This window comes from Okeania sp. (assembly GCF_035285525.1).
In the GTDB taxonomy this organism is placed as follows: Bacteria; Cyanobacteriota; Cyanobacteriia; order Cyanobacteriales; family Microcoleaceae; genus Trichodesmium.
The window spans coordinates 1-15,987 of the sequence record NZ_JAYKGW010000170.1; the positions used below are offsets into that span (position 1 = coordinate 1).

At 33.5% G+C, this 15,987-nt stretch carries 12 protein-coding genes; 5 read left to right on the forward strand and 7 right to left on the reverse strand.

Going from position 1 to position 15,987, the window contains the following annotated elements; translation table 11 throughout:
• Positions 1 to 227 precede the first annotated feature (227 nt).
• Positions 228 to 1,607 carry a CHAT domain-containing protein gene (locus tag VKJ25_RS16200; protein WP_324237672.1) on the forward strand — a complete coding sequence of 460 codons (1,380 nt, stop codon included), beginning with the start codon at positions 228 to 230 and terminating at the stop codon, positions 1,605 to 1,607.
• A 394-nt stretch (positions 1,608 to 2,001) separates the two neighbouring features.
• Here the strand turns inward: VKJ25_RS16200 and VKJ25_RS16205 are convergent, their stop codons facing one another.
• Positions 2,002 to 2,856 (reverse strand): DUF6816 family protein, encoded by an 855-nt coding sequence (locus VKJ25_RS16205; RefSeq protein WP_324237673.1) that lies wholly within the window; start codon positions 2,854 to 2,856, stop codon positions 2,002 to 2,004.
• Between the two features lie 107 nt (positions 2,857 to 2,963).
• Between VKJ25_RS16205 and VKJ25_RS16210 the strand changes: the two genes are divergently transcribed.
• Both VKJ25_RS16210 and VKJ25_RS16215 read left to right on the forward strand, forming a co-directional pair.
• Positions 2,964 to 4,004 (forward strand): dipeptide epimerase, encoded by a 1,041-nt coding sequence (locus VKJ25_RS16210; protein WP_324237674.1) that lies wholly within the window; start codon positions 2,964 to 2,966, stop codon positions 4,002 to 4,004.
• Positions 4,005 to 4,373: 369 nt separating this feature from the next.
• Positions 4,374 to 5,141: a peroxiredoxin-like family protein gene (locus VKJ25_RS16215; RefSeq protein ID WP_324237675.1), complete on the forward strand. Its 768-nt coding sequence runs from the start codon at positions 4,374 to 4,376 to the stop codon at positions 5,139 to 5,141.
• A 237-nt stretch (positions 5,142 to 5,378) separates the two neighbouring features.
• On the opposite strand, the gene VKJ25_RS16220 is transcribed toward VKJ25_RS16215, so the two are convergent.
• Both VKJ25_RS16220 and VKJ25_RS16225 read right to left on the reverse strand, forming a co-directional pair.
• The gene (locus tag VKJ25_RS16220; protein WP_324237676.1) at positions 5,379 to 5,876 is read right to left on the reverse strand and encodes a hypothetical protein; all 498 of its coding nucleotides are present in this window, start codon (positions 5,874 to 5,876) and stop codon (positions 5,379 to 5,381) included.
• 3 nt (positions 5,877 to 5,879) lie between these two features.
• Positions 5,880 to 6,467: a hypothetical protein gene (locus VKJ25_RS16225; RefSeq protein ID WP_324237677.1), complete on the reverse strand. Its 588-nt coding sequence runs from the start codon at positions 6,465 to 6,467 to the stop codon at positions 5,880 to 5,882.
• Positions 6,468 to 7,176: 709 nt separating this feature from the next.
• On the opposite strand from VKJ25_RS16225, the gene VKJ25_RS16230 reads away from it, so the two are divergent.
• Both VKJ25_RS16230 and VKJ25_RS16235 read left to right on the forward strand, forming a co-directional pair.
• A complete protein-coding gene (locus VKJ25_RS16230) occupies positions 7,177 to 9,072 on the forward strand; it encodes a methyl-accepting chemotaxis protein (protein WP_324237678.1) in 1,896 nt (631 codons plus the stop codon).
• Positions 9,073 to 9,797: 725 nt separating this feature from the next.
• Positions 9,798 to 11,453, forward strand: a complete 1,656-nt coding sequence (locus VKJ25_RS16235) for an ABC1 kinase family protein (RefSeq protein ID WP_324237679.1) — start codon at positions 9,798 to 9,800, stop codon at positions 11,451 to 11,453.
• Positions 11,454 to 11,777: 324 nt separating this feature from the next.
• Here the strand turns inward: VKJ25_RS16235 and VKJ25_RS16240 are convergent, their stop codons facing one another.
• The 4 genes from VKJ25_RS16240 to VKJ25_RS16255 all read right to left on the reverse strand — a co-directional run bounded on the left by VKJ25_RS16240 (position 11,778) and on the right by VKJ25_RS16255 (position 15,340).
• The gene (locus tag VKJ25_RS16240) at positions 11,778 to 12,299 is read right to left on the reverse strand and encodes an MAE_28990/MAE_18760 family HEPN-like nuclease (protein ID WP_324237680.1); all 522 of its coding nucleotides are present in this window, start codon (positions 12,297 to 12,299) and stop codon (positions 11,778 to 11,780) included.
• Between the two features lie 9 nt (positions 12,300 to 12,308).
• Positions 12,309 to 12,464, reverse strand: a complete 156-nt coding sequence (locus tag VKJ25_RS16245) for a hypothetical protein (protein ID WP_324237681.1) — start codon at positions 12,462 to 12,464, stop codon at positions 12,309 to 12,311.
• Positions 12,465 to 12,467: 3 nt separating this feature from the next.
• Positions 12,468 to 13,448 carry a DUF262 domain-containing protein gene (locus VKJ25_RS16250; RefSeq protein WP_324237683.1) on the reverse strand — a complete coding sequence of 327 codons (981 nt, stop codon included), beginning with the start codon at positions 13,446 to 13,448 and terminating at the stop codon, positions 12,468 to 12,470.
• 455 nt (positions 13,449 to 13,903) lie between these two features.
• The gene (locus VKJ25_RS16255; protein ID WP_324237682.1) at positions 13,904 to 15,340 is read right to left on the reverse strand and encodes a BCD family MFS transporter; all 1,437 of its coding nucleotides are present in this window, start codon (positions 15,338 to 15,340) and stop codon (positions 13,904 to 13,906) included.
• Positions 15,341 to 15,987: the final 647 nt, after the last annotated feature.

The window sequence follows — 15,987 nt, forward strand, 5'->3', positions numbered from 1 at the left end:
TAAGATGGAAGGGGAGGCTAAGATGGAAGGGGGGGCTAAGATGGAAAGGGAGGCTAAGATGGAAAGGGAGTTTAGACCTCAGTCTAAGTCTAACTCTAACTCTGTTCACAGTTCCCCCCCTTACGAAGGGGGGGCTAGGGGGGGATATCAAAACAGTAGCATATCCACACCAATATTCCTGGGTAACTGATGAATCCCCCCAACCCCCCTTTGAAAGGGGGGCTAAGATGAGAGCAAGTTTGAATATGTGGGGTGATGAACCTGAATCTACTGAAACACCCGCAAAACATTATGTCTATGACTCCGAACCGGGTAAGCAACTTCGAGAGGCAGTTTTTGATAAGTTGCGGGATAAATTAGCAGGTTGCAGTCATTTAGTAATAGCTCCCGATGGGGACTTAAACTTGGTGCCATTTCAGATATTGCCAGAGGATGATGACACAAAATTGCAGGATAGGTACAACATTAGTTATGTCAGCGTCGGGCGAGATTTATTACGCCGTCGCATCAAAACCAAGGGTATGGCAAACGAACCATTAATTATCGCCGATCCTAATTTTGATTGGCCTCAGCACGATGCAGATAATCAAAAACCAGAGTCAAATGTGGCTGTTTCTAGTCTTAATGTTAGTCAAGTGTTCGGTACTCTGGCAGGTGTAAGATTCGAGCGAGTGAAGGCAACCGCTGATTTTGCGGAAAATGCAGGTCAAAAGTTAGGAGTCAAACCTTTCTTGCAAAATAAGGCAACAGGCGATCGCCTCCTCAAATGTAAATCTCCCAAACTGCTGATAGTTGCTACCCACGGTTATTACTCCCAGAGAGGCGAAGAATATAGGCGTTTGTTGATAGAGTTGCTAAAATGCTCCCAGGAAAAACAAGCAGAAATATTAGCAAAAAATTATGGTTTCGTTGATGAGGAGTTTCTGAAATATATTGAAGCATTGCAAAACGACGAAGATATTGATCGTGAAACCAGAGAAAAGTTGGGAGCAATATATTCTCTGGTGAAACGACAGATAAACACCACTTCAGCAAAACCCCCAGTTAATAACATGGAATTTGAAACTTTCCAACCAAACCGCCTTCAAGCAAAAGTCGAAAACCCGATGATGCGTTCGGCGATCGCTTTGACAGGAGCAAATACCTGGTTGTCTGGAGGCCAACTACCGGAAAAATTCCCAACCATGGTATTTGCTCAAGACATTGCGGGAATTGACCTCTGGCAAACAGAACTCACGATTTTAATTGCCTGTCAAAGCGGGTTAGGAGACGTGCAAACGGGAGAAGGAGTTTTCGGGTTGCGTCGTGCATTTGCGGTAGCTGGCAGTAAAACATTAATAATGAGTTTGTGGAGCGTACCAACATTAGCAACTATGTTATTAATGGAGCAATTTTTAGATTATTTAAAAGCAGGTATTGGTCCGGCGGAAGCATTGAAAAAAGCGCAGAAATATATCATTAATGTCACCGTTGGAGAGTTACAAAAAAGTAAATTAGGTCAGGATATTTTAGCTGAATTAATGTTAGGAAATAATCTGAAAATTGACAGTCAACCATTAGCTCATCCCTATTTTTGGGGAGCTTGGGTTTGTCAGGGAGAGAGCTAGTAGAGAGTGTGGTCCGGGTGGTCCGTGTGGTCCGTGTGGTCCGTGTGGTCCGTGTGGGAGGCGTAGGTTGGGTTGAGGAACGAAACCCAACATTAGTACCGGGTATTCCTTTATCAGTTATCAGTTTTTAGTTGCCAGTTATTAGTTTAGTAGTGGCGCGTCAAACTTGAAAATGTGGATGAAAAAACCTAACCCCCCAACCCCCTTCCCTGCTAGCGTTGGGGGGATTTCTCCCCTCTCCTCGCAGGAGAGGGGTTGGGGGAGAGGTCTTCTAGGTTGCTCGCTCCTAATCCACAATTTTAGAGTAGTTTGTAGTTATTCCCAATATTTCGGTGCGTTACGCTCCGCTTTTCATGTCCGCTCAAGCGCGGAAACACACCCTACTGAACTACATTTATTCCCTCAATAATTCTAACTGATAACGATACAATGCTACGGGGCGATTAACTACTGAAAAATAATCGGGATCTCGAGGAGATAAATAAATAGCAGTTATCTGATTTGCTTCAATTATTTCGCCTCGTTTTTCATCAATAATATGATGATAATCTGTTGTTGTTTCTACCTCATTTAAGTAAATCATTGTCTCACTTTGAAATACCTGTTGAGTTATTTCTGAACTAATAAAATTATCTGGATTTAATTGTTGGCTACCTCGACTGGTAATAACGGAAACTAATTCTAAATTTTCTGCCAAAATAGTTGTCTGACGATTAGGATTATCTTGGTCAACTTTCACCGCTAAAATTGCATCATCACCTAATAATGCTTTGCCAATATTCAACCCATTAAATTCTCGATCAGCCATAACTCCTTCTGGGGGTAAGTCTGATTTTTGAGTTTTATTTCTATTAGTTAGGGGCAACCAAAATGTGGGAAAATTTATTAATTTTTGTTTCGATATTTCTGGGTTATTCAACTTTGATTTAAGATGAATAAATCTAACTTGAAAATTCACAGGTTTATCCAAATATTGACGATTATTTTCAAAACCTGGGGTGACAATTTTGGGAGCTAATGGAGCAACCATTTCTATTAAAGTGCTTCTCACATTCCAATTTCCTGCCATCCAGTCTGGATAAATTAAATCTCCTTTAGCAAGACTAATTGATGGTTTATTTTCCCAGTTAGGAAAATTAGCAACTCTGTCAGATAGGGTTTCTGCTACTGCATTATTGGGGAAAAGTAAAATAATTGTAATTAAGCAGAAATTTAAAATTATTTGGCAAAATTTTTGGTAATATTCCATAATACAAAATTGATAAATATTTGTTATAAATCGTAGGGAGGTTGTATGCAACTTCCCTACGTCTGAGAGAAGAAGTAAGTAGATTGACATTGGTACTTAATCATATCATGCAAATTGACATTCAAACATTTACAGTTCATAAAAGATTTCCTTTAAAAATTAGTCGGGGAACTACTGCTCAAACTACAAATATTTTGGTCAAAATACAACACGAAAATATCGAAGGTTGGGGAGAAGCTTCTCCTTTTTCAACAGGAGAAAAAACACAACCAACCACAATTATACAGCAAGCTTTACAACAAATTACTCCTGCTCTAGAAAAGTTTAGTCCTCTCGATAGACAACAAATAGAGCAACTCTTAACGGAATCACAAATACCATCAGCAGCAAGAGCAGCTATCGATATTGCTTTGCATGACTGGGTAGGAAAAAAAGTAGGTTTGCCTTTATGGCGACTTTGGGGACTGGAACGCCATCGCATTGTTCCTATTTCTGTCACTATCGGTATCAGTACCCCGGAAGTTGCTCAACAAAGGGTACGAAACTGGTTAGAATTTATTGATGTGCGAGTGTTGAAACTAAAATTAGGAAGTTCGGAAGGTGTGGAAGCAGATCAGGCAATGTTGATGGCGGTGAAAGAGGCAGCACCTCCAGATACTTTGTTATATGTGGATGCAAATGGGGGTTGGAGTCTGGAGGATGGGGTGAAAATGTGTGATTGGTTGGCAACAGTAGGGGTTGTTTATGTGGAACAACCATTAGCTGCTGTTTCGGCAATGACAGATTTACCTCATCTTTATGAGCGATCGCCACTACCTATTTTTGTCGATGAAAGTTGTTTTACTGCTCAGGATATTCCTCCGTTAGCAGATCGAGTACATGGTATTAATATTAAGTTGATGAAGTCAGGGGGATTAACGGAAGCGATGCGAATGGTTTATGTAGCGAAAGCTTGTGGTTTGCAAGTAATGTTTGGTTGTTATTCTGACAGTTGTTTGGCGAATACAGCAGCAGCACAACTTGCGCCATTTGCAGATTATTTAGATTTGGATAGTCATCTGAATTTAATTGACGATCCGTTTACGGGTGCAGTGATGGAAAAAGGGCGGTTATTGCCCAATGATTTACCAGGATTAGGGGTGAAGTAGGGAAGACAGAGGACAGAAGGAAAAGAAAGGTTGAAAAGGAAAAAGTTTTTTGATAGCGTCAGCAGAACGGAGTTCTATCGCTGATTATCCAGACATGATATAATTAGGACTTACGCAAAGAAACCCGGTTTCTGGGAGAAACCGGGTTTCTGGGTTCAGTTCAAATCACGAGATTTTGTCGATAGACCCAGTTTCTGCGTAAGTCCTGATCATACACAAGTGGTTTGTATTTTCTTATGTTTCCTAAGTCGTGAAACTTATACAGTGGACTCTACACAAAGGGCGCGGATATTTATAAGTCCTGAAATCTTTTGATAGTCTACTGTTCCCTGTTCCCTGTTCCCTATTCCCTAGCGCTATAACTGAATAATGAATATATATCAAATTCTCAAACAAAGTCAACGTCTAAGAGTTAGCGATCGCCAAGTTGTACCTATTCTCAGTGGTTGTGAAAATGTGAATCGTCTTTTGATCATAATTTGGTCACAATTAGGCGATTTTGACAATCTGGAATATGCTTGGTGGTTACAACGAAAATCAGCAAATTTACAAAAATTAGGAGTGACAATACGAGCGATCGCTATTGGTAATCATGCTTCTGGTAAGAAATTTTGTGAATATACTGGGTTTCCTGCTGAATCATTATTTGTCGATCCAGATGCTAAATTACATCGAGAATTAGAATTATATCAGGGATTAACCTGGAAATTTCCCTTATTAAATAAAGGTCAAAATGCTTTCTTAAATTTAATGTTCATGTGTGCGGGTATTGGTAGTCCGGGTACTTTAGCAGAAGTGCTGAGAGGTTATACGGGAGATCAAAAAGCACCTCAACTAATCGGTGATAATGAAGTCATTCATGCTAAACCTCTACCACCCCTGAAAGGTTCATTTTTTAATTTAGCAGGTGGAAAAGGTTTTCAACGTCCTTTTGAGCTAGCAACATTGAGATTAAGAAATATGACTCAAGTTTTGAGTAACTGGTCAACTTATGTACCTAATGCTGCTTATTTGACTCAAAGAGGTGGAACTTTTCTATTTGATCATCAGGGAAATTTGTTGTATAAACATTGCGATCGCGGCATTTTGGGGTTTGCCGAGAATAAAAGTGATCCTTTATTTTTCTTAAGGGAGTAGTTTGATAATTAATAATTAATAATTAATAATTAATAATTAACTATCAGAACTTACGCAAAACCACAATATAGGGTAAGGGTGAATGGCATTCGCCCTTACTTAAATCCCCGTGACAAAAACAAACTCTAACTTTTAAATTTTGAATGCATGACTTATTTTTCTAACTTTTGAATTTTAAATTTTGAATGCATGACTTATTTTTCTAACTTTTGAATTTTGAATGCATGACTTTTGAATTCAAAAAGTTAACCATTCACAAGAAATAATTCCATCAATAAAATCATCTGATAAAGCCACAAAATCAGAATAAGTAATTAACTTAATACTTTGGCGATCACCTTTCGACAATAAACTTTCTAAAGGTCTTCTATCTCTAGAAAATACACTATCCCACAAATAAAACATTAACTTATTTTCTATGGATTCTTTAGTAACTTGATTATTCTCTGGTTTCAAAAACCAAACACCAATTTGTTTATCTTCAATCCGCCGAATTACTTGATGATTAACCTTAATAAAATCATTGAGCTTATTCACAAAATCCAACCATTTTTCCTCCCTACTTTCTATCAAAATATCCTTAATTTTTTCTCTGCCATAACCAGGTACATCCACATATTCCCAATCCCACCTTCTTTTAAAAGCACTATCCAAATAATATATAGACTCATCCGAAGTATTAATCGTCGCCATAATTGACAAATTTCTAGGAATAGAAATTCTGTGACTGGTCAAATTTTATAATACTCGTAAACCATCTAAATTATCATTCATTTCTAACTTCATTTTAGTCATCTGACAAAACACATCAAAATTACTTCCATCCACCTGTATATTCTTATCAGCTGTTTGAGCATCATATCTCATTGCTCGTAACAAAGGGACTATTTCTAACTCTGATAAATTTACATCATAAGTTGACCAATTATCTATTTCTCGGTCTAACAATTGAAAAATCGGAACGAAAATAGCAGCAGCATTTCCTCTATTTAATTCATCAATTACGAAAAGTACATTTTGGCTACTACCATCTATTAAATATTTATATGCCAACCCCAATACTTGCAGAAAATGACCGGGATAAAATTTATAAATAACAGAACCACCTGCCGTAGTTTGTGGCAATAGTTTTCCTATAAAATATGAATATGTATACTCAGGATGAAAGACAGTTTTAATTGTATTTTCTAGGGATTTTGTTTGCTCATTCCATTTAATTTGTAAGGAATTATTTGCTATTTCTCGTACTTTATAACTTTTGCCTGTACCAGGACTGCAAAATAGAATTTTTTGAATAGGTTTTGTTGTTTGAGAGATTTCTGACATAGATCAATTTTATAAGTCTATTTTGATTATTTATATTAATTTAGGCAGTAAGTATTTAGGGATTAGCGATCGGCTTTCAGCAATAATATCATGTCTGGATAATTAGAAAAAACTTTCTCTTTCTTCTCCTCTTCTTCTTTCTTCCCTCCTGACTTCCCTTCCTGGAAGGGGTAGGGTTTGGTTAACTCCTGAATTCCCCTCTTGGGAGGGGTTAGGGGTGGGTTAGTTATTTATTTATAACTGTTCAACCGGACATGATATAAGACCAAATATATAGGGAACTTTTCGACTTTATTTAGTAAGATTTAATTTGATACACTTTAGGTTCTGCTCTTAAGAATAAGGGTAAGTATTTTCTCAGGAAATCCAGAGGCTTTAAATAATGAAATTTATTTTTTTTATCCCCTTAAAAGGGGAAGCTTTATACCTCTTTTTTTGGTGAATTTAATTTTAGTAAAAAAGCCTATTTTTAAAGAATAAATTTATTAAAAAAAAGGCAGTTTTAAAGTTTAAGTGCTTATGGAAAATTAATTGTATAATTCCCTGAAGATTGAGGTTTTTATTGCTAATAGCTGAATACTTACGACTCAGGTTTAAACAAAGCTTTTATTATGCAACTAAAACCAATAGCTGATTGCTTACAAAATAGATTACAATAATACTCACTAAAATCAAAAATCTTATTTTTGAAATTAAAGGCTAATTAATTATGAAATATTTTTTTGGGAGTAAATTTCAGAATAACTTAATCTTATTATTAATATCAGGAATTTTATTACCTGTAGGTGCTGTGACACTATACAGCACTATTTCCTCAAGTAATGTCTTGAGAAATTTAGTTTCTCAACAAATGAAATCAAAGGGGGAAGATAGTGCAGAAACTATTAATCTGTTTTTAGAGAACCTCAGATCGGACATTATGTATTTAAGTAATACTCCTCCTATTCAAGGAATTATTAGAGCTAGAAATAATAATGGTACCGATCCCTTAGATAATTCTAGTTATCAAAATTGGGTTAATCGTTTAAATTTGATATTTGCTTATTTTATAGAGTCAAACTCTTATTATGATAATATTACTTATTTAGATGAAAATGGTAATGAATTAGTAAGAGTTAATCGTCAAGGTAATCAAATTATTAAATTAGCTGAAAATCAACTTCAAAGTCAAGCAAATCAAAATCAATTACAAGAAATACTAAACTTGCAGCCAGGGGAACTCTATGTATCAAAAATATCTCTTTCTCGAAAAAATGGAATTATAGAAGAACCTTATAAACCTGTGATTATTTATGGTGTTACTATTTACGATCAAAAAGGTATTAAGAAAGGAGTTATAGTGGCTAGCATTCTGATTGAAAATATTTTAAAACTTGCTGTAGATAAAGAATTAGAGGAGCAATTAAAACAACAATTTTTTGTGGTTAATGAAGAAGGATATTATATTCTGCATCCAGAACCAGATAAAACCTGGGGTTTTGAACTAGGTAATAATATAACCCTGCAACAAGACTATTCTTCAGAAGTGACCAATCAAGTTCTTTCTAGAAATCAAGGATTAATTAAAAAAGTCACCCAAAATCGCCAAAATTACTTGTTGAGTTATTATACAATTTTTCCTAACCAAGATACCAATTTATTTCCTTTTACTTTGGTATATCAAACACCATATAAAACCATATTTTTATCAGTTAAAGTTTTAGTAATATTGGTAATCCTTATGACAATTGTTTCGATGATTATAGTAGTCACAAGTGGGATTTTAATTTTAAGAAAAATAGTTGTTTCAGCATTAGATACAACAACTTTTGTGGCATCTTTTTCTAATCAAGTTCTCTCTACAATTGATGAACAAGAGAAAGTTGTCAATCAACAATCTGTATCAGTACAAAAAACAACTATTGCCATGGAAGAATTAAATATTTCATCTCAACAATCAGCCAATCAAGCAAAATCAGCATTAACAGGGGCAAAATCAGCATTATCTTTAGTAGAAGAAGGTACTAATAGTATTCAAAAAACATCTATAGCTATGACAACTTTAAAAGATAAAGTAGAAGCTATTTCTCAGCAAATTCTCCACTTAAGTCAACAAAATCATCAAATTGGTAATGTTTCTAATGTTGTTAGTTCTCTTGCTAATCAAACTAATATTTTAGCTCTCAATGCTACCATAGAAGCTATTCATTCTGGAGCAGAAGGTAAAGGTTTTTCTGTAGTTGCTGGAGAAATTCGTAAACTAGCAGACGAAAGTAAAAAATCAGCAGACCATATAAGTATTTTAGTTAGAGATATTCAAACAGCAATTAATTCTACTGTATTAGTCACAGAAGAAGGAACAAAATATGCAGAACAAATAACTCAAATTAGTGAAAGTATGGCACAAATTTTTGTGGATGTTGCACAATCAATGGAGGAAATAGTTAATAATAGTCAACAAATTGCTTTAAACTCTAAACAACAGGCAAATGCTACTCAACAAGTAACAAATAATATAGATACTTTAAATCGAGGCTCATTACAAATTACAGAAGGAGTTGACCAAACAAAAATAGGCATCAAGAAACTTAATGAAGCTGTCTCAAAATTAAAAGCAATTATTTAATTAATTAGTAAGCATTCAGCAGTCAACCATCAGCTATCAGCTCTTTAATAAATAGTGCTAAATCTAGTAATATCAGTTAAATAAAGCATATTATCCCGGTAAGCATTTAGCACTCAGCTATTGATTTTATTTTGATAAAAAAGCTTGATAATACGGTTCCCGATAAATCAGAAATTTTATCTGACTACAAAATTCAGTTCTCACTTTCTTTATTCCTTTAAATATCTTTGTTGAAATTGAGATTTTTATTCCTGATGACTGACAGCTAATAGCTGAATCTTTACTGATTCCGACTTGATATTATATGCTATATTTATTGTACTAAAAAAAAGCTTTTATTATGTAACTAAAGAAAAAAAAATAGCTGACGGCTGTTTGCACAGCATTCCAGAGGAAATGCTTACCAAACAATTAATAATTAATAGTTAATAATCAAGAATTTATAGTCAATAATTATTAATTCCAAAATTCGCGCCTTGAAGCCTCCCCTTTTAAGGGGATAAATAAAAAAAATTCCTTTTAGTCAATCCCCTTCTTTTAAGAATGGCTAATTATTAATTATTAATTTTTCATTGTTAATTGCTGAAATTAATTACAGATACAACAATTCTAAATGTAAGAGCATAATTCTCAAAAACATACCTTTTTAAAACTCCTCACACTTCCCACCTTTCCAACTATAATAATTAAGTATTCAACCAGATTTAATCTAAAAGGGAAGCCAAATGCTATCTAGTCTTGCAGTAACTAACTCTCGTCAAGCAGAAATAGTCGAAATTGTCCTCCGCAACGGCTGGGACTACATGAAAACTCTTCTCACAGGAGGCAAAACTGGTGAACCAGACTTACCAACACCAGCAGTTTTACGGAACATTTTTGTAGATTTAGGCCCAGTATATATAAAGCTTGGTCAGCTATTGAGTACCCGTCCAGACATATTACCAGCAGATTATATTGATACTCTATCAACCTTGCAAGCCGACGTACCACCAATACCTTGGTCTGAAGTAGAAATGTTAATTCGTCAACAACTTTCTCAACCTTTAGAAGAAGTATTTAGCAACATAAATACTAAATGTGTTGCCGCAGGTTCCATCGCTCAAACTTATAAAGCTACTTTAAAAGATGGTACCGAAGTAGCTCTCAAAGTTCAACGTCCGGGTATTGATAGAATAATTAATAAAGATATTGCTTTACTGAAAAGTTTAGGTGAGTTAGTATCATTTACAGAATTTGGTAAAAGTTATGATATTGTGTCTTTGGCTGAAGAATTTGGTGATGCTTTACAAGCAGAATTAAATTTTACTAAAGAAGCTGGTTATACTGATGAATTAAGTCGGAATTTATCTACAAGCAAATGGTTTGATTCAAAACAAATTATGGTTCCAAAAGTATATTGGGAGTTCACTACTCCGAAGCTTTTAGTTCTAGAATGGTTAAACGGTAAACCAATTTTATCAGCAACAGTTAAAGGTACTAATTATAATGGCGATATAAATGCAGAAAAGCAAGCACTTTCTACATTATTATGTCGTGCTTTTTTCCAGCAATTTTATATTAATGGTTTTTTTCATGCTGACCCCCATCCAGGCAATATCTTTTATTTGGAAGATGGGAGAATTGCTCTTTTAGACTGTGGAATGGTAGGTCGTCTCGATCCTCGGACTCAAGAAAATTTAACGGAATTATTATTAGCAATAGTTGATTTAGATGCTCAAAGGTGTGCCCATTTAACTTTAGAAATAGCAGAAGTTTCTCAACTTTCCAATTTAGCTAAATTGGAAAATGATTATAGCAAAATGCTGCGAAAATATTATAATCTCAGCTTGTCTGAACTTAACTTTTCTGAGGTATTTTATGACATTTTAGAACTGTGTCGTAACAATAAAATTAAATTGCCCAGTAATTTAGGTTTATATTCCAAAACTTTAGGAAATTTAGAAGGAGTTGCTCGGAGTTTTTATCCCCAAATTAATCTTTTAGATGAGATTAAACCATTAATGACTGATTTATTTCGCCGACAATTATTAGGAGACGATCCGGTACAAACTTTATTAAGAACAGCTATTGATGTGAAGAATTTATCTTTAGGTTCTCCTCGTCAGTTAGACTTATTTTTAGATAGACTTACTTCCGAAACATTGAAGTGGAATTTAACTATAAAAGATATTGAATTTTTGGGTCGGAGTGTAGATAAATCAGCTAATAGATTATCTTTTAGTGTGGTTGTTGGTTCGTTAATTATTGGTGCTGCTATTGTGACTGCGGGTTCTCAAAGTAGTCAGTTATCTGTGTTAAGTGAAGCTTTATTTACTACGGCTAGTTTTCTGGGGTTATGGTTAGTTATTAGTATTCTTCGTTCTGGTCGTTGGAAGGAGTAAATACAGTTATCAGTTATCAGTTATTAGTTAATAGTTAACAGTTTTAAATTTAATCAGATGTAGGGATGTTCCATGGAACTTCCCTACCATTTGTTTTATTAATAATATTAGGGATTATTTGTAGATGAGTCTAAATATTCTTTATTATTAGGACTTACGCAAAGACACTTATATATAGCGTGTCTTCGTTCTGGTCGTTGGAAGGAGTAAATACAGTTATCAGTTATCAGTTATTAGTTAATAGTTTTAAATTTAATCAGATGTAGGGATGTTCCATGGAACTTCCCTACCATTTGTAAAAAACATTTGTTGTTTTTGATAATATTAGGGAGTATTTGTAGAAGAATCTAAATATTCTTTATTATCTAAATATATTTCAATATTCTCTAAAATTTGTCTTAAATATTCTACTACTTTATTTTTAATTTCCATCAGTTTGTCAGCAGTTATTTCTTTTCCTACTTCCCCAAAAGTTCTCATACCATGCGCTAACTCATTTCTATTATCCTTGACTTTCAATATATCGCTACTATCAATTTTTGTTTTTGGAGAAAATCCATATTCTTGAGCTATTTTTTTAATCTTTTTAACATCAATATTTCCAGAAAATAGTTTTTCTTTATCAAATCCAACAGTAATAATATCTATTGATATATCTACAATTTTTTGACAAACTTTGTCAGAATTTTTATGGTTCAAGTTCCGAAGCACAATTTTCTGTAATTCAGGTCTAAGATTATCAAAGGAAATTCCTTGATTTTGTAGCTCACTAAATATTGATTCAATAGCATTTCTCATAGTAGATTCTATTAAATTGTAAATTAACAAATAAGCACTTGCGTTCAAGGTATCTTCTCACTCCTTAGTGATTTTTTTAGGTTTATTATTTCCTTGATTTTCTGCGATAAATCTTATTTTTCCTTTCTGTAAATTATCAATAAAAGTCAAATATTCACTAACTTCTTTAGAAAGCTTATTAAAATCTTCAAATACAAATGATATGTTTGCCATTAATTATTTACCTAATAGTTTATCCCTGACATATTCAATTCGTCGCACTACTTTAACATTGGAAGTACTTCCATCGCTCTTTGTGTAGTCTTTAAATTTCTTTGTATTGAGTAAATCATCTCCTTGATAATGAAGATTATTTTTTTCTCTTAAAGCAAGAGCAATACCTACAGAAAGAGACTCAAATTTAATTCTAGTTGTTGTTTTATCTAAATTTTTACCTGAGCGAAAACCATTAGGAAAATGCTTTCTCGCAAAACTTATCATTGCTTGAAATTCATTTTTCATTTCCTTTAAATTTATTTTTTTATCTTGATTAACATTATGCAAATATTCATTAAGAAAATCATTTATTCCTAGTGTAATTTGAAAATTTTGATAATTATTTAAGAAAGCAAAAAAACGTAAAACATATTCTTGAGGTTCACGTTTATTAATAGCAGTTTCAGAAAAATAACAAAGTTCTATAAATGTTGATAATTTTGATAACTCCTCTACTAAATCAGTAACTTTTCCAGGTAATATACCTCTGCGTTTCTCCATTTCATTTAACTGAACACTACCTGTATTAATTCTTTCAAAAATATCTCGTCGTGTTTCCTCATTTGCTTTTTCTGTTAATTCAATTATCCTAACAGTAGCTCTGTTAAAGCGTCTCTGACGAGGAAGAGGTAAATCTTCAAATTTAAAATTATTAAGCTTAGTTAACTTTTTTAATTCAGATAGTTTTAGCTCATTTTTAATAAATCTAGTTAAGGTACGAGTACGTTGAGTTCCATCAATAATCTCTAAACGACCTTCATCCTCTTCATTGTCTCGATCGTTAATATCAGCAATAAATATTGGAGGTATTGGTAATCCTAAAAATACAGATTCAATAAATTTTGACTGTCTTTCTTCATCCCAAATCATCTCTCTTTGATAATCAGGTATAAATAATTCATTAGTATCGTCTTCTCTTCCTTCGATATACTTCTGAACCAGAACTTCTACTGGATATTCTGTTGTTCAATAATTAACAGCTTTTTGCTTTTCCCTAATTTCAGCTTCAGCAGCTTCTTTTTGTTCATTAGTTATTTGGGATTTACTATTAGTATTTGTTGGCATAGTTGACATATTTTTACTTTAGGTAGTGGCGTGACACGCCTTAAATAATGCAATAGTAGGGGCGGGTTTTAGCTAGAATTTTAATGGTTACTCTAATATTTACATAAACCCGCCCTCATCCACAGTTTTAGTTGTGTCAGTCTAGTAGGTTCTTTAATATTGAAAATTAATTATATAGCAATCCTAAATAAGTTCTAATATTTTATCCTATAGGTTTGGTCTCCAAACCCAAAAGCAAAGGAATAAAGAATAAATTTTGAATAAAGTAGCAATATTAGATATTATTCAAATTTTCTACTACTCCTTATTCCCTCTTCCCTATCTTAATTTTCCTAATCTAATTCTCCTTCTAAAATAGTAGCGATCGCCACATTTGCATTATCTTTAAATTCTCGAACATTGACTCTATTTAACAGAAAAATTGACCCGATCATTCCTATTCCTGCTAATACAAAAACTAATCCATAAGCCAACATAGAAATATCAAACAAAAGCCGACCTAAATCTAAAGTTGCACCCCCAATAACTGTAGATAAACCTCTTGCCATTGCTTGTGCTAATCCCCAAGCACCAATAAAAGTTCCTGCTGTTTCTGCCACAGTTAAATCTAACATTAAACTGAGAGAAGCAGTAGTAGTTAAACCAGCAGCTAAACCATATAAAAATAAAGCAGTTTTAAATAAAGAAGCTTCCCCAGTAAACCCAGACATAACTATCAACATAAAACTAATTGCTGTAGCTATACATCCAACTTTTAAAGAATTTTTCTTACCTAATCTTGGTACTACTAAAAATCCCGTTGTACCTAATCCCAATAAAGTTCCCATTCCCGAAACAGCATTCAATCTAGTAGATTCAGAAATTGGCATCGAAAATATCTCCCCAGCATAAGGTTCTAAAACTGCATCCTGCATAAATAAACTAATAATTAGAACAAATAAAAATGTAAAAAATAAACCAGTTTGTCGATTCGCTCTTAAAACCTTGAAAGTTGTTGCTAAAGTAATTTTATCTTCCCGATTAGCAATAGTTGAACGAGTACGATAACGAGAGTATTTTTGTTCAACTCCCACAGTAGCAATAAAAGCAAAAATCAACACAATTGTTGGTACTTTAATAAACAAACTATTAACAGATGCTTTCACAGTTTCTAACGGTGCTTCTACACCAACTTGTTTCAATAAAATACTACTGGTAATCGCCCCAATAATAATTCCCACCATCAACATTGACCAGACAATACCAACAATTTTCGAGCGATTATTTTCATCAGAAATATCTACTAATAAAGCAGCAAAAGGTGTCGAACTTGCACTTAAAGCTAGACCGTAAATGATAAACATTAAACCCAAAATTCCAATCCAAAAATAAGTCGGATTACTCCAACCATTCGCTGTTAAACTATCACCAACCTGCCACATAACTTGCACCGCAAAAAAAGCAGTCACCGTAAATAAAACTGTACCTATCCACATATAACCAGTGCGGTGTTGACCAAATAAAGGTTTAACGTCAGACATTTGCCCAAACCAAACTCTGGCTGGAGCCATAAATTGATATAATGATAAAGTTACTGCTACAATTGTAGCTGGTATTTTTAATTCAGCAATCATTATTCGGTTTAAAACTCCGAGAGTTAAAACTGACATTATTCCCAATCCCATTTGAAAGAAACCTAATCTAAATATGGTGAATAAATTAAGTTGAGGTGGAATTTTTTGATTGTCAAGATTATCTAATTTTTCGACTTGTAAATTTTCGTTTTTCATAGTTAAATTAATAGTGTAGGTTAAGTTGAGGAACGAAACCCAACATTAATTTTTCATAGTTAAATTAATGCTGTAAGTTAGTTGAGGAACCAAAGCCCACATTAATTTTTTCATAGTTAAATTAATAGTGTAGGTTGGGTTGAGGAACGAAACCCAACATTAATTTTTCATAGTTAAATTAATAGTGTAGGTTAAGTTGAGGAACGAAACCCAACATTAATTTTTCATAGTTAAATTAATGCTGTAAGTTAGTTGAGGAACCAAAGCCAACATTAATTTTTCATAGTTAAATTAATGCTGTAAGTTAGTTGAGGAACCAAAGCCCACATTAATTTTTTCATAGTTAAATTAATATTGTAGGTTAAGTTGAGGAACGAAACCCAACATTAATTTTTCATAGTTAAATTAATAGTGTAGGTTAAGTTGAGGAACCAAAGCCAAAATTAATTTTTCATAGTTAAATTAATGCTGTAAGTTAGTTGAGGAACGAAATCCCACATTAATTTTTCATAGTTAAATTAATAGTGTAGGTTAAGTTGAGGAACGAAACCCAACATTAATTTTTCATAGTTAAATTAATGCTGTAAGTTAAGTTGAGGAACGAAACCCAACATTAATTTTTCATAGTTAAATTAATAGTGTAAGTT

Bases quoted from the DNA above. Each gene is read 5' to 3' on its own strand.
- VKJ25_RS16200 (WP_324237672.1), top strand. From the start codon at position 228: ATGAGAGCAAGTTTGAATATGTGGGGTGATGAACCTGAATCTACTGAA.
- VKJ25_RS16205 (WP_324237673.1), bottom strand. From the start codon at position 2,856: ATGGAATATTACCAAAAATTTTGCCAAATAATTTTAAATTTCTGCTTA.
- VKJ25_RS16210 (WP_324237674.1), top strand. From the start codon at position 2,964: ATGCAAATTGACATTCAAACATTTACAGTTCATAAAAGATTTCCTTTA.
- VKJ25_RS16215 (WP_324237675.1), top strand. From the start codon at position 4,374: ATGAATATATATCAAATTCTCAAACAAAGTCAACGTCTAAGAGTTAGC.
- VKJ25_RS16225 (WP_324237677.1), bottom strand. From the start codon at position 6,467: ATGTCAGAAATCTCTCAAACAACAAAACCTATTCAAAAAATTCTATTT.
- VKJ25_RS16230 (WP_324237678.1), top strand. From the start codon at position 7,177: ATGAAATATTTTTTTGGGAGTAAATTTCAGAATAACTTAATCTTATTA.
- VKJ25_RS16235 (WP_324237679.1), top strand. From the start codon at position 9,798: ATGCTATCTAGTCTTGCAGTAACTAACTCTCGTCAAGCAGAAATAGTC.
- VKJ25_RS16245 (WP_324237681.1), bottom strand. From the start codon at position 12,464: ATGGCAAACATATCATTTGTATTTGAAGATTTTAATAAGCTTTCTAAA.
- VKJ25_RS16255 (WP_324237682.1), bottom strand. From the start codon at position 15,340: ATGAAAAACGAAAATTTACAAGTCGAAAAATTAGATAATCTTGACAAT.